19 protein-coding genes are annotated in these 20,745 nt (G+C 36.8%); 5 read left to right on the forward strand and 14 right to left on the reverse strand.

The genetic code is table 11. The features are described from left to right. The first annotated feature begins 22 nt into the window (after positions 1-22). From VB694_RS22740 to VB694_RS22750, 3 genes are read left to right on the forward strand one after another with little or no spacing between them, the layout of a single operon-like run. Entirely contained in the window at positions 23-553 is a 531-nt protein-coding gene (locus tag VB694_RS22740) for a hypothetical protein (RefSeq protein ID WP_323362617.1), read from the forward strand. Positions 554-609: 56 nt separating this feature from the next. After that, positions 610-861 carry a hypothetical protein gene (locus tag VB694_RS22745; RefSeq protein ID WP_323362618.1) on the forward strand — a complete coding sequence of 84 codons (252 nt, stop codon included), beginning with the start codon at positions 610-612 and terminating at the stop codon, positions 859-861. 58 nt (positions 862-919) lie between these two features. Beyond that, the gene (locus VB694_RS22750; RefSeq protein WP_323362619.1) at positions 920-1,414 is read left to right on the forward strand and encodes a hypothetical protein; all 495 of its coding nucleotides are present in this window, start codon (positions 920-922) and stop codon (positions 1,412-1,414) included. 103 nt (positions 1,415-1,517) lie between these two features. Here the strand turns inward: VB694_RS22750 and VB694_RS22755 are convergent, their stop codons facing one another. Then, complete coding sequence (locus VB694_RS22755) at positions 1,518-1,724, reverse strand: hypothetical protein (protein ID WP_323362620.1); 207 nt, start codon at positions 1,722-1,724, stop codon at positions 1,518-1,520. 179 nt (positions 1,725-1,903) lie between these two features. Next, positions 1,904-3,370 carry a YcjF family protein gene (locus VB694_RS22760; RefSeq protein WP_323362621.1) on the reverse strand — a complete coding sequence of 489 codons (1,467 nt, stop codon included), beginning with the start codon at positions 3,368-3,370 and terminating at the stop codon, positions 1,904-1,906. A 120-nt stretch (positions 3,371-3,490) separates the two neighbouring features. Here VB694_RS22760 and VB694_RS22765 point away from each other — a divergent pair, with 120 nt between their 5' ends. After that, a complete protein-coding gene (locus VB694_RS22765; RefSeq protein ID WP_323362622.1) occupies positions 3,491-4,003 on the forward strand; it encodes a DUF29 family protein in 513 nt (170 codons plus the stop codon). Positions 4,004-4,343: 340 nt separating this feature from the next. On the opposite strand, the gene lpxD is transcribed toward VB694_RS22765, so the two are convergent. After that, the gene (gene lpxD, locus VB694_RS22770) at positions 4,344-5,396 is read right to left on the reverse strand and encodes a UDP-3-O-(3-hydroxymyristoyl)glucosamine N-acyltransferase (protein ID WP_323362623.1); all 1,053 of its coding nucleotides are present in this window, start codon (positions 5,394-5,396) and stop codon (positions 4,344-4,346) included. A 149-nt stretch (positions 5,397-5,545) separates the two neighbouring features. After that, positions 5,546-6,661 (reverse strand): endo-1,4-beta-xylanase, encoded by a 1,116-nt coding sequence (locus VB694_RS22775; protein WP_323362624.1) that lies wholly within the window; start codon positions 6,659-6,661, stop codon positions 5,546-5,548. Positions 6,662-6,974: 313 nt separating this feature from the next. Between VB694_RS22775 and VB694_RS22780 the strand changes: the two genes are divergently transcribed. Next, positions 6,975-8,045 carry a glycosyltransferase family 2 protein gene (locus tag VB694_RS22780; RefSeq protein ID WP_323362625.1) on the forward strand — a complete coding sequence of 357 codons (1,071 nt, stop codon included), beginning with the start codon at positions 6,975-6,977 and terminating at the stop codon, positions 8,043-8,045. 39 nt (positions 8,046-8,084) lie between these two features. Here the strand turns inward: VB694_RS22780 and VB694_RS22785 are convergent, their stop codons facing one another. From VB694_RS22785 to VB694_RS22830, 10 genes are all read right to left on the reverse strand, one after another. Further along, complete coding sequence (locus tag VB694_RS22785) at positions 8,085-9,320, reverse strand: glycosyltransferase (RefSeq protein WP_323362626.1); 1,236 nt, start codon at positions 9,318-9,320, stop codon at positions 8,085-8,087. Positions 9,321-9,371: 51 nt separating this feature from the next. Next, positions 9,372-10,841, reverse strand: a complete 1,470-nt coding sequence (locus tag VB694_RS22790; RefSeq protein WP_323362627.1) for a lipopolysaccharide biosynthesis protein — start codon at positions 10,839-10,841, stop codon at positions 9,372-9,374. 13 nt (positions 10,842-10,854) lie between these two features. Further along, entirely contained in the window at positions 10,855-12,024 is a 1,170-nt protein-coding gene (locus tag VB694_RS22795) for a glycosyltransferase family 4 protein (protein WP_323362628.1), read from the reverse strand. Positions 12,025-12,121: 97 nt separating this feature from the next. Next, entirely contained in the window at positions 12,122-13,345 is a 1,224-nt protein-coding gene (locus VB694_RS22800; RefSeq protein ID WP_323362629.1) for a glycosyltransferase family 4 protein, read from the reverse strand. A gap of 30 nt (positions 13,346-13,375) precedes the next feature. After that, the gene (locus VB694_RS22805) at positions 13,376-14,386 is read right to left on the reverse strand and encodes a glycosyltransferase family A protein (RefSeq protein WP_323362630.1); all 1,011 of its coding nucleotides are present in this window, start codon (positions 14,384-14,386) and stop codon (positions 13,376-13,378) included. Between the two features lie 26 nt (positions 14,387-14,412). Continuing rightward, positions 14,413-15,789, reverse strand: a complete 1,377-nt coding sequence (locus tag VB694_RS22810) for an O-antigen ligase family protein (protein ID WP_323362631.1) — start codon at positions 15,787-15,789, stop codon at positions 14,413-14,415. Beyond that, the gene (locus tag VB694_RS22815) at positions 15,789-17,819 is read right to left on the reverse strand and encodes a GumC family protein (protein WP_323362632.1); all 2,031 of its coding nucleotides are present in this window, start codon (positions 17,817-17,819) and stop codon (positions 15,789-15,791) included. Before VB694_RS22815 ends, VB694_RS22810 begins: the two co-directional genes overlap by 1 nt. A gap of 70 nt (positions 17,820-17,889) precedes the next feature. Then, the gene (locus VB694_RS22820) at positions 17,890-18,369 is read right to left on the reverse strand and encodes a glycosyltransferase (protein ID WP_323362633.1); all 480 of its coding nucleotides are present in this window, start codon (positions 18,367-18,369) and stop codon (positions 17,890-17,892) included. A 167-nt stretch (positions 18,370-18,536) separates the two neighbouring features. Further along, complete coding sequence (gene pssD, locus VB694_RS22825; RefSeq protein ID WP_323362634.1) at positions 18,537-18,995, reverse strand: PssD/Cps14F family polysaccharide biosynthesis glycosyltransferase; 459 nt, start codon at positions 18,993-18,995, stop codon at positions 18,537-18,539. A 498-nt stretch (positions 18,996-19,493) separates the two neighbouring features. Further along, complete coding sequence (locus VB694_RS22830; RefSeq protein ID WP_323362635.1) at positions 19,494-20,717, reverse strand: NAD(P)/FAD-dependent oxidoreductase; 1,224 nt, start codon at positions 20,715-20,717, stop codon at positions 19,494-19,496. Positions 20,718-20,745: the final 28 nt, after the last annotated feature.

Consider the following 20,745-nt stretch of genomic DNA (forward strand, 5'->3'; position numbering starts at 1 on the left):
GCTGAATTAATTAAATATTATTATGTCTTCATCCGATTGGGAAAAGTTCTTATCTGAAGGAAAAAAAGCAGTTGAAATAGTTCGTAAAGGGTTGATAAATCGCGGTATCAATGCTGGTGAATCAAGAATAACAGAATTTGGTACTGATGAAGATATTTCAGTATATAGTAGTGATAATCAGCGTCAACTATTTTGGATATCAGTCAAAAGTGTTTCCGGTTTAGTGGAAAATCCGCGTATCCTACCTATTGGTTATAAAGGCTGGATGTGTGGAGAAGTAGAAAGCAAGCAATGGGTTAATCCACCATCTGTCATTATTTGGTATTGTCTAGCTAATGGAATGGCCTGGGGTGCTATTCCCTCAAGACGACTAAGTACCCGTTGGTTTATTTTTCCTGACCGTTGGGGAAGGATAGTAGACAAGCGCAAAACAAGTCAGTTAGGTTATACAGTATACCTTTATCCAAGCTGGCTGGTACTACCGGATGAAATACTCAGCAAAGAAGAAATTATTGGCTATATTCAGAGGTTAACTCAACAAGGAATTGGATAAAATTATAATAGTATTTATACAACTACCTTGAAAAATCAGATTAGAGGAATATAACCATGTACGAAGAATTTATAGATTTTGAGGGTATTTTCAATCTCGCACTGCAACATACTGAAGAATTGATAAATCTGGGAATTGATATTAGTGATCCTGCTGGTGTGACAGAACTTGAATGGATAGCAAATAAATATCCAGAACTTACCGAACGTTGTAATAAAGCCTTGCTAGAACTCATTGAGAAGCAAGCTAATACTACTCCTGCTTTGGTTGGTGCTAGATATTCAGATCATGATTTACATAGTTTTTGATTAAAGAGTATTAGGATGAAAGTTGAAAAAAATTGACATACTTTTTAGAAATAAATTGATGAGAATATTAACTGGATTGGTCTTAAAATCCCTATATGTAATATACTGGATAACTCATTTATTTGTCGAGATTAAATATTTCTTCCGCAAACGCGCAGCACTGACAAAATCTCAGGAAATTCTCGATTGGGTGAAAACTCAAAACCTTCCCTTAGATACCAGCGAAACCTTGAAATTACCTGATCATTTACTTGGTATTACTCATGATGATTTAGTTCAAGTCCTCCATACATCAGAGGATAGATATTATGTGGCAATCATGATTAATTATAGCTCAGGTATAACAGGTACGACACACAGAGTTAAAGGTATATTTGTTTGTGATGCACCTTTAACACCTAGATATTTGACCAAAATTCCTAATGTTTGTCACCGGATCAATATTTTAGGAGAATATCAAAAACCATACAAAGCCGCCTGGGCTTTTACAAATATTGAGGTTCTCAAACAATACAATGATTGTTTATTTGCAGTTCATCGTCAATTAAACTAATTATTTTCTAACTTTCTTCATTCTGTATTTGCGCGAATTTATCCAAAAAGATATTCTTACTTGATAGGTATCTCTAAAGACAACCTATCGAGTATTGTCTTCATTAATTGCCTTTTTCAGCAAGTGCTTCTAAATGAAAAGCAAGGTTATTTAGTGCAAACTGAATTTCTGTACTGTGAGGAATACTTCTCCATCTTGGAGTTGTTGCATGGTCTAATGCTGTTGTATCTAAGTATCGCGCAAAAACGATCAATTTTTCTGAATCTGTTACCGCTGTAGATAAATTTTCCAAAAATTCTTGAGGTGTCATAAGCTTGCAAATAGTGTAAACATCTGAGAAAATCAGAGATGTTATGAGAATAAATGCTATAATTTTATTAATCTGTTCAAAATTGCCTTAATTTTGTCAAAATTGAAAAATAAAACCCGCCTTTTATTTGGAAATTACTCCGGTGAAAGCGGGTTTTAAATTTCTGAGGTTGTGCAAAACTATCCGACAACTTCAACTGGTTTCGCTTCCGGTAACAAACGTTTCACACCTTGTTTAACAAAAGCTTCCAAAACAGCCAATTTTTGATTTTGCTGGAATACGGTTTGTAAAACTTGGCGTAATTTTTCCAGGTTCAAAGCATTTCCTGTTTCTAATGCTATTTCCTGCTGTTCAAAATATTCAACCAAACTTAAACCAGCAATTCTGGTTAAATAAGCAGCACTCACACCTTCCACCATTCCCCCAGCAACGAAGGTGACAGCATTAGTTTTGAGAATACCAGTAACTGCTCTAGTAGATAATTCTACTAATCCTAATTTCAACATTAAGCTTCCCATAGTTCCGGCTACTTGTTGCGCCTGTTCTAAGGAAATTTTTTGTTGATAAATATTACCCAAATCCATTACCATTTGAGCATTAATCGCCGCAGTTGCTAATATATCTAAAGCGGGAATTGGGTTAGCAAAAGCAGCAGCAGCAGCTATCCACTGATTTTGTTCTATGATGGGTGTAGAGCGATCGCGTCTGATATTATTTAGACAATTCTTTGCTTCAGCTTTCAGTAACAGCACTTTTCGCATTGTTGTTGTACAAACTAACTGCTGTCCTTGCTGTGCTAAAACTTCCCCTAATTGCTGTGTCAACTGTTGAATATCTGCTGCTGGTTGTTCCATCCATTCATTAACAGAACCATCATTTTCATGTTTTCTCACTTTCACAGGTACGGGAGAAGCAGAAATTGCAATTACATTACCTGACGTTCGCTGTTTTAAAGATTGCCAAATTGTCGCACGTTCATCTACTTGATACTGATCTTGTTTGTTAAAAACCAGTAATGTTGATTGTTTTGCTGCTTTTAATTGTTGCAAAACTTGAAATTCTGAATCTGTTAAATCTCCGTTGGTTAGAAATAAAACAAAATCAGATTTTTGCAGTTCTGATAATATGACTGCATCAGAATTTTCACCCATTCCTGCAAATAAAGGTGCTGTTTCTGTATATTGTAAGGAGTTGGTAGATAAAGTTTCTACATTCTTGAGAATTTGAATAACTGTACTTTTACCTACTGACTTTCCACCAGTAACAGCAACTTGAATTTCTCGTCTATCTAACTCTAAACGTAAGTTAGTAAGTTGTTCGCGTAGGTTTGATAAGGTTGGGTAGTTAACTGCTTCTTGTGCAAGTTGGTTAATTATAACTTCGGTTTTAGCGATCGCACTTTCTACAGATGTTCTATCTACAACTATATCATTTAGCTGATCACCTATTTGGGGGCGATTTTTCTGTAATAACCACAAACCCCCACCCACAGCTAAAGCACTCAACAGGCCGAATTCTCCTACCTGTACTATTGAATCATGCCAAGTGTCTAGCATCCATAGGGAGAAGGACAAACCTAGTCCTCCCACCAAGATTGGTTTATGTAACTTCACAATTTTGAGTCTCCGCGCTTGTGATGGCTTCATCTTCAGAATAGATCAAAACCTGCCTGTTTGAGTTAGACAAATGAACAGATTTAACTATAAAATACAATTATGCACTGGCTGAATAAATATTCTCTTATTTATAGTTTGAGGTTAATACAGATGACACAGGAATTAATCGACCTCAGAAATAGCATTGTAGAAGGACGTTATACAGATGCTTTGGCTATAGTTGACGAATTAGAGGGAATGAGTAAAAAGGCTATTTTGCGACAGATTAAATCTTTTTTAAAGATTCTGCTCATACATTTAATTAAGAATCACATAGAACAGCGATTAACAAATTCTTGGGCTGCTTCTATTCGTTATGCAATTTTAGAGATTAAAGATGTGAATCTCAAAGAGAATAAAAAATCTTATTACGTCAATCAAGATGAATGGCAAATTTACCTAGAAGATGAAATAACACCAGCAATAGCAGATGCAAGTTTAGAGGTTTTGAATGGGAAATTTAAAAGACAACAAATTTCGCAAATGTTAAATAAACCCCAATTAATATTAAATGTAACTGAGTTATTAACCATGACCTATAACTATACAAATCGGGAATTACCAGATGTTATAGATGATTATCTTGCTCAATTACCAGGGGGTGAAGATTGGATCAATAGCTAGAATTATTGAATAATTCTAAATTAGTAAAATCTTTCAGAGGGAACAGGGAACGGGCAACTCTTAACAGGAAAAACTCATGTTTAGAAACATGACATTGAAATAATGACACTGTTTTTTTCGTTCTACGCATCTTGTAAAAACATCTTTTTTTTTGACTGAAGCTCTCAACTCAGAACTAAAGTTTCTTATCTGTTCCCTGTTCCCTGTTCCCTATTCCCTTTTTTGTAATTTTCTCGACAATTAAATTAGCAATTGTTACTAAATTTTGAATTTCATTGTTCACAACCATTACAAAATTGTGTTAAATTAGAACAGGCAAGATGCCTGTCCCACAATCAAATTAATCTGACTTTTGACCTAGTTGACGTTGCAATTGTTTGAGGGATTGATATATATCTGGTAAGCGGCTATAAACAGCAGATACTTTTAGATATAATTTGTGTGGTAAAGCTGGACTTCCTGAGACAATTTCCCCTGGTGCAACATTACTGTGAATACCTGCTTGAGCAGATGCGATCGCCCCATCTCCGATTTTTACCTGATTCGCTATTCCCGACTGTCCGGCTAAAATGACTCGATTTCCAACCTTCACACCTCCGGCCATCCCTGCTTGACCAGCAATAGCACAACCAGAACCAATTTGACACCCATGTCCTATCTGTACTAGATTGTCAATCTTAGTATTTTGACCAATTCTGGTTTCTCCCACTGCGGGACGATCAACTGCACTGTTACAACCAATTTCTACCCCATCTTCTAAAACTGTATATCCTGATTGTTCCATTTTTAACCAACCTGTGCGGGTAGGAACAAAGCCAAAGCCTTCTGAACCAATGACAGCACCACTATGGATCATACAATCTGCACCGATTTGGGTACGTTCGTGGATGGTACAATTAGCGTGTAAGGTAGTGCGATCGCCTATTTTGACTTCTGGATAAATAACGACATTGGGGTGAATAATTACACCACTACCAATTTCTGCACCTTGAGAAATGACAACATGAGCGCCAATATAAACATCATTACCGATTTTAGCGGTGGGATGAATAACGGCGCTGGGATGAATTTCTGGGGTAGGTTGATATGGTTGATAAAAAAGAGCGATCGCTTGAGCAAATAATAACCGTGGTTCGGGAGTTGCTAACCAAGCAATACCCCTCTGGGTGGCTTGCTGATGCAATTTTTCATCCAGAGGTAAAATTAAAGCACTAGCATCTGTAGAATTGATTAAAGAGGCAAATTTCCCGCCTTCAACATAGCTAATAGTACCGCCTGTGGCTTCATCTATAGCTGCTACTCCCATAATGTCTAAATCTTGCCCTGGGTTAGCAGTGAGACTGTGAGCTTTAATAGTGTCACTTAATTTATTAACAATTTCGCTGAATAACATGATTTAATTGAGAGCATCTGAGGTTGATGAAAATAATCATGCCTTAATCCGGTCTTTTTTGGTGACAGTAATGCAGATATGGGCTTGTATTGCTGTAAGGAAAGTCTCTGACATCAATAACAGCCATAAATCGTCTAATTTGATTATTCTTATTTATTTTGGTAGAAAGTTTCTGATAACGCCGTATAAGCTGGTTTTGGTTGGTAAAATTCATCAAATAGTAGTGGAGCATCTGTACGATTAAAAAATTTAGGAACCCAAGACCAATGATCCGCTACTCCCCACGTTGTTAAACTATTACAATTAGGGGCTTTTAAACAAACATTAGCTATATTTTGATAAATTTTAGCCTGGGCTGCTAATTTTTCTGATCTGGGTTTATCATCCTCGTGAATTTTTACATCCATTTCTGTAATTTTAACTTCCAAACCTAATTTTTCTAAACGTTCTATATTAGCTGATACTGCTTTGGAACTCGGTGGTTTTTTGATACTAGTATGCATCTGAAACCCAACCCCATGAATAGGAACATCTTTTTGACGCAATTGTTGAACTAATTTATAAACAGCATGAGATTTTTTTCCTAGCTGTTCGGCGTTATAGTCATTGTAAAATAAGCGAGCTTTTGGATCGGCTGCATGCGCCCAACGAAAGGCCATTTCAATGTATTCTGGACCAATAGTTTGTAACCAAATTGAATCTCTTAATGTCCCTTGATCGCTAATTGCTTCGTTAACTACATCCCAAGAAGTAACTTTTCCTCGATAACGCCTAACAACAGTAAAAATATGTTCTCTTAAAATCTTCATTGCTTCTTGACGAGACCACTGTCCATTTTTAAACCAATCAGGTAGATTTCGATGCCAAACTAAAGTATGTCCATGTATTTGCATATTATGATTCTGGGCAAAGGCAACAATCTCATCAGCATCAGCAAAATTATAGTTGCCTCTTGCTGTACTTAATTGACCAAACTTCATGGCATTTTCTGGGGTTAAATTGTTGAATTCTCGTCCTAATACTTCTCGATAAGTTCCATCTTCTCTCAGGGGATTTATTAACACAGATGTTCCCATTCTCATGCCTGCACTCTCAGCCAGATTCCGCAATGATTGAGTTTGAGTAATTTTAGCTGTTTCAAAATTATTTAAACCGATAAGCTCGGTTTTTTGGTTTGATTCTCCTTTACAGTTAGAAATAAATATAACTGACAATGTTGCTAAGGAAAATGAAATAAATTTTTTGAAAATATTATTGCTCTTCATAAACCTATAGTAAATTGAGTTGGCAGATGTAATATCGTTTCTTTGTCAAGTTGCGCTAAATGTCCTTTACTCTTCGTGTTATTCTCCGAAAAGGAGAGGCTATAGCCAAAGTGTACTTTGTGATTAGTTCCTTGTATAAGATTATTTTATGTCAAGTATTTTGCCAATCTTCTTCAAGATAAGTTTATATTATTTGGGAATAATTAACGAATTTATAAAAATATAATATAGTTTCTGATATGGACTTGACAATTACACCTTACAAAGGAAAAAATAATTACATACAAATATACGGTGTAAGCAAATAACCCAAATGGAAAACCCATCTACCATAGAAACAGAAGTGACGATTGTTGTTGTGCCAAGGGAACGCTTTAGCTATACTCAAGAATCTTTAGAAAGCATCTACGAGCATACTGAATACCCCTTTAATTTAATTTATGTTGATGGGGGTTCTCCATCTCATATCAAAGACTATCTGGCAGCACAAGCCATTGAAAAACAATTCCAATTAATTCGCACAGAGTCCTATCTTTGTCCAAACCATGCTAGAAATATGGGTCTGCGCCAAGTTAATACTAAGTATGTCGTTTTCATGGATAACGATGTAGTAGTAACCTCTGGTTGGCTTGATAAATTGGTAGAGTGTGCTGAAGAAACGGGAGCTACCGTAGTTAGCCCTCTCGTTTGTCAAGGATTACCTATACACACAGAAGTACACTGTGCCGGTGGAGAATCTGGCATTGTCGTGGAAACTAAAGACAATACCCCACGAAGAAAAATAATTGAAAAAATTTATAAGCAAGGCCGAAAAGTAGCAGATGTGAGTCCTGGACTAAAACGTTTGAAAACTGGTCTAGCAGAGTTCCACTGCATGATTGTACGCACAGAGATATTTCAAAAAATTGGTTTGCTCGATGAAGGATTATTAAATACTAAAGAACACGTTGATTTATGTATTCAAGTAGTTGAAAATGGCGGTGAGATTTACCTTGAGCCAGATTCTGTAGTTACTTATGTACCTGGACCACCTCTAGAATCAACAGACTTGCATTTCTATATGCTGCGCTGGAGTGATGCTTGGGAACTGGCTAGTCTCCAACGCTTACGCGATAAATGGAATCTGACTGAAGATGAATACTTCAAAAGAAAGTATCAACGGTTAGGATGGCGACGCAATAGAACAATTATTAGTCCACTAACTGATAAATTGCCTTTTGGTAAACTGTTTGGCAAAGTAGCCACCAAAATTCTGAGTTTAATGGACAAAGTATTGAACAATTATCTGACTAGCCGCTACTATAAAGCAAATTTGCAAACCAGAGTTAGTCTAACCTCAACAGAGACTGTCAACTCTTCAATACCTTCAAATCAGTTGAGCTAGTTTAGCAAAACTTTTCTGGTGGGTTTATCAGCATCTTTCCTATAAAAGGTGCTGGTAGATTTTCACTAATTCATCATTAAGAAGTTCCATATTGTATTTTTCTTCTACCCTTCTTCTACCTGCTTGTCCCATCTGTGTCCAGGTTTCTGGATGTTCAATTAGATACAGTAAACGTTGAGCGATCGCTTCTGAATCTCGTTCATTAACTAAAAAACCTGATACACCGTCTTCCACCAATTCAGGTATACCCCCGTGCCATGTACTAATTACTGGTAAACCCATTGCCATTGCTTCTTTTAAGGTGTTAATAGGTCCTTCTTGATCGCCATCTTTGGCGGTGATACTCGTGGCGATAAAAAGATGGGATTGATTGAGAATATCAATAATTTCTTGCTGCTGTTTGCTACCTAATAATTTGACATTGGACTGCAAATTCAACTTTTTAATTAGTTGTTCTAAGTCGGCTTTTAAATTGCCATCACCAATAATATTATATTCTAGATTTGGATAATCTTTTATTAGTTGAGAAATAGCCTCAATACAATAGCTTATCCCTTTTTTTTCCGTTAATCGTCCAATGGTAGCAATTTTGATGTGTTCACCAGGTGTTAATTTACGAGGAGTAAAAGTAAATTTTTTGCAGTCAATTCCCGAACCATGAACCACAATTTGATTTTCATCACAGCCTAACTTTAAAACCCGTTGTCTAAAGAATTCACAATTAGTTAAAAAATATTCTCCTTCTTGGAAAAGTTGTTCATAAAGGTTGTCACCGTATTTTTTAATATCTCTACTAATATCTTTGCCTCTAAAAGTTGTGACTATCTTTCCTTTAATCAGACCCATTTGACGAAAAACTAGTCCACTGATACCATAAGTGCCAAATTGACAATGAATAATATCATAAGATGCTGCTTGTCCAATTAAAGGAATAGCCTGATAAAGTAAATTTAATGATGCTGCTTGCTTACCATATTTAAAAATGTTGATTAATTGCAATAACATCAAAGGGGATTTGGGGAAATTTGCCAAAAACAATCCTATTCCTGTTAACAATCGCAGCAGATAATTTTTAGGAATTTTAGGAGAATAGTAAGTACGTTCAATTAATTGATATTTTTTTACATTTGGATGTATTTTAGTAAGATTGATGGGTTTGCCATAGAGAGAATAAATAAAAACTTCATGTTCTCTTTCAATTAAACCAGTTAGCTGATTCAAAATAAATGACTCTGATAGTAAGGGAAATTCACCCACAAAAAATGCTATTTTCATCTTGTTTATTATCTCCTAAAATTTGGTATGAAAAGATGGATAGAAACTGTGCTAACTATCAGCCAATTTAGCTTTAGGTTTCATGAGCTTCTTAATTAACTTAATTACTGTAAGCGGAATTCTTCCTCTAGAGAAGATAGAGAGAAGAAGAGCATTAATTGAAATTACCAGTATAGGTTGTAGTAGCATTTTCATCTGCAACGTTAGAGAAGCAGTGGAAAACATAACTACCTCAGCCGAAAATATGGCTACAACTGTGGGTAAAATTACAGGTTTTGCTAATGTCACAAGATTCCATTTAGCAGCGCGACAAGTAGCAAACCAAAACCAAATTGTTGCTCCTATACCCATGACAAGAGCAACAGCGATCGCTACTCCTACTGTTCCTCCTAATTTTGCACCAATGAAGAACGCAGGTATAGATAGAGGAACTAAAGCCCAGTTAATTTTTGCATTAGTTCTAGGTTGGTTGAGAGAATTTAAGGTAGTACCCATAATAGACATAAATCCTCTAGCATAGGCGTAAATTATCACTATTTGATATATGGGAACTACTCCTTCCCATTCTGAGCCATAAACTAGGGGAATAATCCAAGGAGCAACTACAAAGCCAACACTGTAAATTTGTGAATAGAATAAAGCATAGTATTCAAGTATTTGACGTAAATAGGATTGTTTTCCTTCATCATCCCGTCGTGATAAAACTGAAAAGTTAACTTTGTTAATCTGGGATAGGGCAAATGCAGGTAGCATGGCTAACTGATATGCCAAATTGTAATAACCTAAAAGTTTTGTTCCCAACAGTTTACCTATTAAGAAATTATCTCCATTGGTATTAGCATAGACAGCTAAATTAATGCCAATTAAGCCACTAGTGTAACTCCACACATCACGTACTGCTTGCTGATCTGGAAACAAGTGATAGGTGCAATGGTAACGGCAATACCAACGTTTTAAACCAGCATCAACTATTGCTTTGCATATTTCTCCTCCAGCAAAAGACCAGACACCCGCCCCAAAGGCAGCCAAAATTAATGTGCCACACATTCTAGCGATGCCATTACCAATATTAGAAATTGCTACCTCTCGAAACTTCATTTGTCGCTGGAGTATAGCCCCGCGAGTACCAGTTCCAGCATTAATCAGAAACTTTAGGGAGACACAGACAATTAATGGAAATAGCACTGGTTGTTCAAAAAACCAAGAAATTGGTAAACCTGCCAGGGCTTGAACAATAAACATGAATATAGAAAGATTGACACCTATGCTATAAACAGCATCAACAAGTTTTTTATCTTCTAAACCTCGTTGAATCAGTACAGCAGCAGTGGCATTATCTTGAAACAAATCAGTCAAAATTGTCACCACCAATACCATCGCCCAAACACCAAAATCTTCAGGTGATAAAAGCCGGGCTAAACATATTTGGGCAATCAATTGACCAACTCTACTAATTGCATAACCAGATGTCAACCAGAGTCCACTTTTGGCTATTTTTACGGTGGTATTTTTATCGGACATAAACCTCAATTTGCTATTTGTATATAGAGGAATGGGGTGTTTTTTCCTTTGCGATTTCTCTGCCTTTTTCCCCTAATTTGGCTCGCAATTGTGAGTCTTGGCACAATTGCCTGAAAGCATTAACTATTTCATCGGGTGAATTAGAATCTACCAAAAGCCCGTTTTCTTCGTGATATACTGCATCAACAACTCCTCCAATGCGTGCAGCAACTACAGGTTTACCAAAAAAACCAGCTTCTCGATAAACAATACCAAATCCTTCAATACTCGCATCTTGAGTATCAAAGAAGGTAATCATAGCAAATATGTCGCAGGCTAAATAATATTTTGCTAGTTCTATATCGGGAATGTATCCAGCAAAATGTACCCGGTTTTCTAGTCCTAAACTCTGGGATAGGAATCTCAGTTCAGATTCCATTGCTCCCCTACCAGCAATTAGGTAGTGAACATCTATTCCTTCAGCTAACAATTGCGGTAAGGATTTAATAATTCGATCAAATCCTTTGCGGGTAACTAAACGACCAACTGAAAGAATGACTATAGCTGATTCAGGAATGCCGTATTTTTGCAGCACTTGGGAACGCACTTCGGGATGGATATCTTCAGGAATTTGAATTCCAAATTTTTGCGGTCTAACAGTTGGGTTAATTATGTAGGTAGGTGTGTTGATATCAAAGTTTTGTTTGAGATAATCACAGGTAAAAGAACTGTTACAAACAATTCCTGATAGTCGTTTCAATGTCAATGAAAACAGAAAACGGAAGACAGGATTTTTCAAAGGACACAGCAAATCGTCACCGTGCAGGTAAATAAAGCATTTAACAGGTAATAGATAAGTCAGCAATAACAGCGAGGGAAAATCATAACCATGTCCCCATTCAATATAGTTATATCGGTAATGGAAATAGAGTCTTATAGCCATAAAAAAAGACCCTATCATGTTAAATATCTGCTTAATTAAACCCCCAAATTTACCAGGAATTACAGGCAGAAACCAACGATATACGGCAAAAGTTTGTTCTTGATCAAAGGCTTTATCTCCAGGATAACTAGATGCTAGGACAATTACTTGTTGAGGATCTTGGAGACAGCGATTATAAACATACTCTTCAATTCCTCCTTCTTTAGGAAAAAAAGTCCGAGAAATAACGAGTATTTTTGGTAAGTTGGTGGAGTTTTTCATTATTTATTTTGCTAATGAAACCCGTTGATTCATCAAGGGATAAATTTGTTATGATAATTATTCAAGCAAAGGTAAAACCTTTTTTACGCATGGTTGCCTACATAAATTTTGTATGTGATTTAGCGGCAATTTGTTGTATGTCTTGAGTTTCATCTCTCAAGTCATACATACCTGTAATTTCCATAACTTTTTGGGCGCAAGCTGTTAACGAACACTCTCTTCTCACCCAATTTTGAGCTTTGCTGATAATAGCAGCAGTATTGGGATTTTCTACAGTATTGATAATTACATCTGCTACCTCAGAAGGATTTTTAGGATTAACAGTCCATTGCGGTGCAAAGTGGCTTAAAATTTCGGCAATTCCTCCTGTATTACTGCCTACAACTGGCACACCACAGGCTATTGCTTCTACTACTGTTCTGCCAAATGGTTCTCGTGGTGCTAAAGTAACGACAATATCGGCATATTGATAATAATTTTCCATTTCAAAAGTTTGCGGTAGAATTGAGAAGCAATCAGCTATTTTTAATCCTTCAGCGTCCCCATACAAAAGACGACTGGCGATTTTATTAGGTGTTTTATCTTCACCTATAATTACAGCATGATAGTTATATCCTTTTGCTTTCAGTGCAGCTAAAACAGGCAATATAGCGAATAAATTTTTATCATTCATATCTCCTGAAAGTTTAATGCGGCTGGGTGTGAGTATTAACTTTACACCAGGTTTTAAAAAAGGTTGTAAGGCTTTTGGTGGTTGAGAATCAGAAGATTTGCTATTAAATTTATCAACATTAATGGGGGGATACAAAATGCCTTTGATATTGGGTGTAAAGTGTTTAATGTGTCTGGCTGTATAGTAAGAATTGCAAATCGCTCCAGGATTAAGTAAAGTAAAGGCGATTTTTCTGGCTAAATATCCTAAAGGGTTATTAGATAAGCCTAAATCACGAAAAATAAAATAAACTGGACGGCGGTAACGTAATTTTGGTGTAGCTAATATCAGTAGAGGAATTAATTGGCGCTCAATACAATTTTCCAACAATAGGGGAAAATCTTTAGGTTGCTGATGTACCCATTTCAATGCTTTGTGAATGAATTCTTTTTTGTTTTTAGCAGGAATTACCTCCAAGTATTTTTCTAGTCCTTGTTTTTTCAGATATTCCTCTAATAATGAATCAGCCCTAGTTAAAATTTTTAAGTTAGCCGCTTTGCCAATTTGTTCAAATCCTTGAACCATGATCGAAAGGGAAACTAAACCTCCACCCAATGTATTTTGAGCGCCGGGTAATATTAAAAGTTGCTTTTCTGGATGTGTGTTCATAAAAATAACTGCTTAATTAGAGTCTTTGGGTTATTGACCTGAAAATTTGTAACGGACATATCCTCGTAAGCCATAACGCAATAGCAAAATTCCTTGTCCGGGAATAGCGGATATGGTTCGAGATAATAATCGGATTAAGGTATCTTTAGGACTGCGACGAATAGCGATCGCTTCTTGAATTGATAGCCAAATAATCACTAGGATTTCAATCCAAGATGCACCCCCTTTTTCAATAGCTTTATAGACGAGATAATCAGCATCTCGTTGTAGGTCAAACCTTGCTGATAAGCCTTGATTTTCTGCACTTTGATTAATAAAGTTAGCAATCGCTTCTCGCTGTTTAATTAGACGGTCAATATTATCACTGTGGGCGCGAATATTTTTCCCGTGTATACGATAAAACATTAAGTTTTCATTAATTCCCCCTACTTCTCCATAAAAGGGTAGTGAGGAATTCAAATAACTATCAATACCCATGTTGCCTTGAGATGGCATTACTTTTTCTAAACCGCTACGGCGATAAGCAGAAGCAGAAGTAATACCAGAGGCATATTTTCCCCATTTCAATAACAGATGCTTAACATTTCCTTGACTCATCCGATCAGAAGCACTGCCACCTGTTGGTACACTTTCTGCATTCACAGAAGTCCAACAATGAGCAATCATTACCCATTCAGGATGGGATAAAAAACCAGAGACTACTTTTTCTAATTTCTCTGGGTGGTAATAGTCATCTGCATCCAAGAAACAGACAATTTCACCTGTGGATTTAGCATATCCAGCATTACGAGATGCACTCATGCCGCCATTTTCTTGAAATACAGGAATTATGCGATCGCCATAAGACTCGATTACCTCCCTAGAGTTATCTGTCGAACCATCATCTACCACAATTAATTCAAAATTTTGATAACTTTGCTGAAATACACTTTCAATCGACTGTCGCAAAAAACGAGCATAATTATAGTTAGTAATGATCACACTAACAAGAGGCAAATTCTGCTGATTTTTGTCTATTTTTAGAGTTTCTACTGTTGGCATACTTACATCCTTAACTAAATATAATTTCAAATCACAGCTGACAAATTTTTTCGCTGTTTTAATTGATTTGGCTGATGTTCACCCATTCCTACAGCGATTAATGTAATAGGCATAATTGTTGATTCAAATGCCATCACACAAAAGCTTAAAGTCAAGATTAAAAAAAACAATAACCGTGATAAAGGTCTACCAACTCGTGTTTGATAAAGCCAGTGAATTAGAGACAGCCAATAACCAGCAAAGATAGCTGCACCAATTACTCCCCGACGGTAAAGTAAAGTTCCTAAATATAAGCTATGGGTTCCTACTTTAGCAGGTTCGTATCCTGGTAATACTCCTTCTCCCTCTTCCACAAAACCAAACAGAAATTGAATATTTGAACTATTTTGAATTTCTTGGATAGTTCTTCTGTAGATTTCACCTCTCACCTCAGTTGAATCACCCCGATAATCAGATGTAGCTTTGGCGCTATTGTTAGCAGTATCTAAAATCAAATTTGTGACAGGAGGAAGACAGAGCGTAAAAAAAGCAACTATAGCAATTAAGCCACAGATAAACCTGAATCCCCAAACCTTTCCTGTGGTCAGTAAGAATCGGATTACCATGACAAAAGTTAATGCCAGCCAAGCAGAGCGAGTACCGCTTAACAGCAACAGAAAAACTCCTGCTGTCAGCAATAAAAACGACCACACACGATTTTTTAGATCCAATGCCAAGAGGTTGACAAAGCCTAGAACTACCGCTAAAGATTCCGGTCCATGAAAGAAGAAAAAGTAACGGGCAAAACCAGCAATTGAACTATCTTCTGTTCTGTATGGTCTTAAATAATTAGTATTACCCGCACCTATGACAAAGGTGCTACTCTTACCAGTCAAAAAGCCAAATATACTGCGGGATGGGTTGTACTCAGCTTCTTTCCATCCGAAAAAGATCACTACCCAAAATAACAGCATCAAAACTACAACCACAGAAAATGCCCAACCAACAACTTGGGGTCGCACCCGAATGCGTTTAGTTTGGATATACCAGATCAGAATAGCTGGGGCAATAATATCGTTAAATGTGCCTGTAAAATCTTTTGTACTGAAAGCTGCACCGGGATGAAAACTGCCGTAAACTATTTTGGCAATTATTCCATAAGCACTGTGAGTAAATAAAAAAAGTACGAGGGGATGGGGACGGTTTAATTCGATTTTTCCTTGGTGGTGATATTCATAAGCCAGCACGCCAAGAGCTAATAAGAATAATAAGTAACTCCATCCCCACAACCACCATAAGGGAATTAGTACAATACCCGTGGCATAAACACGCTCTGATTGGGAAAGGGCTTCCCAATTAAGCCAAATGCCATTAAATAGGCTGCTCTGAGCTTTAGTTTGGGATGTGGTTGGTGATAATCGCATCAGCCTACCTCAGTAATTTGATGTTCGTAAAGATAGCCTTCCTGTTGTGTTTCCACACCATTAACGACTAAGCCAACTGTCTGAGCTTGATGCCTTTTAAGCTGATTGATACTGTCGTTGAATGGGTTGCGATAGCTATTTCCTGGTGAGACGACAAGCAAGACATTATTTACTACCTGTGTCATGAATAAAGCTTCATTAGTCAGGCTCAAGGGAGGGCTATCAATTAAAACATAGTCATATTTATTGTTTGTTTGTGCCAGATTCAGAGCCTTTTCAAAACTCCCACTAGCAATGAATTTATTGATATTTTCAGATGCTGGTATTATCCTCTGTAAATCAATATTGGGACGCACAGAAATTGGTGTAGATGCTAATTCTTGGGAATTATTGATATTTATTCCCAGTCGCTGACTCAACTGATTTTTATGCACATCAGCATCAACAACTAAAATCCGAAAACCAAGGGAGTTTAATGCTATGGCTAATCCCATTGTGATAGTAGTTTTACCTTCCCCCTGAGAGGCGCTACTAATGAGTAAGCGATTATTGGGTAACGATATCATGCTGATAGCTGAAGCTAACCGTTGATATTCGATAGCTGTATTTAATCTCGGATCGATATTTGGCAAAAAATTTTTAAAGCGGGGAATACTGATGAGAACTGGAATGTTAACTTTTTGAATATCTCTGGTGCTAAGTAAGGGGTTACGACTTTCTAAGAACAGAGCTAAAGCTATACTCCCAAAACCTGAAGCCAAAATTACCCCTAAAATAATAACCCGTTTTCCCCCACCAATTGGTTTAGAATCTATTCTCGCTGGATCAAGGACTTGGACACTGGGATAAGCACTAAAAGCATTTAGTTGGCTCTGCTTTATTCGTGCTACTAAACCGTTATAAACCCCTTCGGCAATATCCAACTGTTGTTGGAGTTCATTCAAGCGAGCTTGCTTGATGGGGAAGGTGTTTAATTCTGCGATAAACCGATTAATTTGGTTTTCTAAATACTTTGCTTGAGTTTGCAGCCCACTAGCTTGAGTTTCTGTAATAATTAATTGCTGTATTAATGCTGCTGAGTTTTCACCTATTTTGTTATCTACTACCAAATTGCGAGCTTTGTCCGTCACAGCTTGATTCAAATTTTGTTTTTGTAAATTTAACAGTTGCTGCCGTTGCTCTTGTAAATTGATAACTTGAGGATGGGTAGGTAAATATGTAATTTGTGCTTGCACTAAAGCCAAGTCAATCTCAGTTATCTTTTCCTGAATATACTGATAATCTCTATTTTCTTTTAAGTTTAAGGATTGAACACCTTGATTTGATGTCAAACCAATTTTTATTGATAATACGTGTGCTTCCTGTTTTCGGGATTGTGCTTGGGCAAGAGTTTGTGCTTGCAGAGTTTTTAACGTACTAATACTTTTGGCAATTTCATTTGCTTGTGATTCACTACTAACTAATCCAGATGATTGTTTAAACTGAGCTAATTCTGTTTGGGCTTTTTTAAATTTATAAAATGCTTGTTGAAATTCTTGTTCTAAAAATTGCGATCGCTGTTTAGCATCCTCTTGACGTAGTTCATTTAAACGTCGCTGAAACACATCAATAAGAGTATTAATTCTCTGTTCTGCTAATTTTGGTTCAGAAGCTTGAGCAGTAATAGAAATAATGGTTGACTCTCCTTGTGGAGAAATTTCAAATAAAGATTTATATAAATCCAACCGGGGATATTTATCTTTTTCAGGATCAAGATCCCTAACTCTATTCATAGCTTCATTACTATTGAGAATTGAACGCAGAATATTTAATGGATTCACTTGCTGAGAAAACTTCACACCTTGATCACTCAAATTGCCCAACTTTCCTAAATTGGCATTTAAATCACTACTGGAGTTAGGCAGAATGAGTTGAGCTTTAGCCTGCCATTTAGGTTTTAAATTCAGGATACCGTGAGCAGCAATCACCACTACCAATAGATTCAAACCTAGTAATGGTTTCCAGTGTCTAAGAGCAATCGTGATAAACATATTCATTTTCCTGCAATTAACCTCTTCTGATCATGTATTTTGCCAAATTGTCCTGATCTTGAATTTTGAATCATGAATATTTTTCTAAAAGATAATCGGATAATTTTGGCTCATTGAACAAAGGCTTTGTTATAGGTAGGGGCGGATTTACTATTGCTTCTTCCAGGCTTTCTAAAGACAAGCAATGTTTGACTCCGAATGGTTCAACCGATTGAGCAAACCACAACTGATGATCATCAACGTGTTCACGATAAGCGGCCAGACGAGGTATCAACACAAAAGATGTTTTCGTCTCTGCTAGAAATCTAGTAGAACCTTGCCCAGCGTGGGAAATAACTAAGCGAGATTTTTCCACTAATCTTTCCATTTCATTGGTTGTGACTATTGAATATAAGGTAATTTGTGGATAATTCTGTAAAAGCATTATCTCAGTTTTACCATATTGCACCACTAATGGTTCGTTAATTAAACCCTTTTTTATTAAAATTGATAGCCAATTTACCGCTCTATCAAAGGGATAAGGAATAGTACCAAAGGTTACAGTAATCATGGATTGAAATTAGGTTATTCAAGTTCATCGCCGTAGAGATATACAGCTATCCTAAATAGGCTATGAGTCATGGCAAGTCTTTTCAAATTCTGTAAGTGCAATACCTATGAGATTTTCTCATAATTATCGAGAATCGCTGATCATATTTACTGGATCGCATAGTTAAATTAACTACGATAAACTATGCCTTTATATTTAGCCTTTGTGTACTTGTTACACAAGGTTGGCCATTGGACATAAAATTCATGACAAAGAGGATAGACCAATTTGCCGCTTACACTTAGCTCTTGAGCGCGAGAAATACTTTCGATATAAACAAACCTAATCCCCAATAACTTAGATGCAATGGCAAAACCAACAGCCAGACTTGCCCCTGTGGAAACCACTAAGTCTGGTTTTTCTGTCCAAATAATTCTGAATACTGAGGGAAGATTTTTGAGAAAAGTCAGTATATCTCTAGGCGCTTGATAAGGCAACCAATGGATTTTTTCTTGATTTTCTACAAGAACTTCTGTATCCTTTTTGCGATCTGTTATCCAGACTCTTTCATGTTTATGCCAAAAAGGTTTTAAGCCTTGCATAGTAGAAAAATGTCCACCTGATGTAGATACTAATAGTAACTTCATACCACTGCTTACACCCCCGTCAATAATGGTACTTCTACGATACTGATATAACTTAACCTGGAACAAAGCGAATACGCATTAAATAGCAAAAGCTTGTTCGTAGTTATACATTGCTTAAGTGCAAGACACCAAGCAAAATCACTTACGTAAATTCCTATACTTTAGAAACTTAGTTAATGTGTTTCTTATCTCAAGTTAACTAAATATAACATCAATATATATCTATAGATATATAGATATATATTTTTTAGATTAAGAATTTTAAGGTATTATTTTATTTGTGAATTACTTAGGTTTTCAGGATTGACAAAAATATCATTTATGTGTTCTTAGATAATTCCATTACGCAATTACGCACCCTAAAGGAGATGGTTGATGTCACACTTGCGTAAGTCCTATTAAGTATTAATCCGGTTTGATCCGGGCGTTTATCTGTTGCGATCGCTATCTAACCGGCATCAGTTAAACATTTGTAACTTATATATATTACAAAATGAATTATGAAATATGGGTTCCAGCTAAGTAGCCCGTTGTCCAAGCACTTTGGAAGTTAAAGCCACCTGTAACGCCATCAACATCCAAGATTTCACCGGCAAAGTACAAGCCAGGAACTAATTTACTTTCCATAGTTTTAAAGTTAACTTCCTTAAGGCTAACCCCACCACAGGTAACGAATTCTTCCTTAAATGCACCTTTGCCAGAGATTAAGTATTCTCCCTGAGAAATTTCTTGAACTAGCTGATTTAAGGTTTTGTTGGAGATTTCTGCCCAACGGTCTTCCGTAGTAATACCAATACGGGCAATGAGATATTGCCAAAGCCTGTGGGGTAAGTCTACTCCGCGATGGAGAGCGATCGCTTTTTTGCCCCATTCCTGTTTTACGGCTAAAAGCTTTTGTCTAACTTCTTCTTGTTGCAAGTTAGGCAACCAATTAATGATTAATTTGCATTGATAGCGGTTTTCATGAAGTATCCTCGCACCCCAAGCGGAAAGTTTCAGCACGGCTGGACCACTCACACCCCAATGGGTAATTAACAATGGTCCAGTTTGTTGTAATGGGGTTTTACTTGCAACTGATAACCGTAGATTTACAGAATTAACACTAATTCCTGCTAATGCTTGCAATTTTGGATCAGTAATATTGAAAGTAAATAATGAAGGTACAGGCGGTTCGATGTGATGACCTAATTCTCTAGCGATTTTATAACCGATTAAGCTGCTACCTGTAGCTAGAAGTAAGCTATCGCAATATTTAGTTTCTCCCGACTTAAAAATAATTTCAAAACCCTCGTTTTGTCGGTTCACAGAAATTACAGGCGTACCAATACTCAGTTCTAACCCAGCATCAAAAGCAGCTTTTATTAAACATTCGGCAATGGTTTCAGAACGATCTGTAATGGGAAACATCCGCCCATCAGCTTCCGTTTTCAAATTTACACCATGTGCAGCAAACCAATCTACAGTGTCTAGGGGCTGAAAACGAGTAAAAGCACCCCGTAAGGCTTTACCACCTCTGGGGTAATTCTGCACTAATTCAGCTGGAGAAAAACAAGCGTGAGTGACGTTACAGCGTCCCCCACCGGAAATTAACACTTTTGCCAAAGGTTTACGACTGGCTTCGATTAAAGTAACTTTGGCTTGAGGATTAGCTTCAGCACAGGCGATCGCGCCAAAAAATCCCGCCGCACCACCACCAATAACTACAATTTGCAAGGGTAACAAGTTCAAAAATATCTCAATAACACCTATG

The organism is Anabaena sp. UHCC 0451 (assembly GCF_034931405.1).
Classification (GTDB): Bacteria; Cyanobacteriota; Cyanobacteriia; order Cyanobacteriales; family Nostocaceae; genus RDYJ01.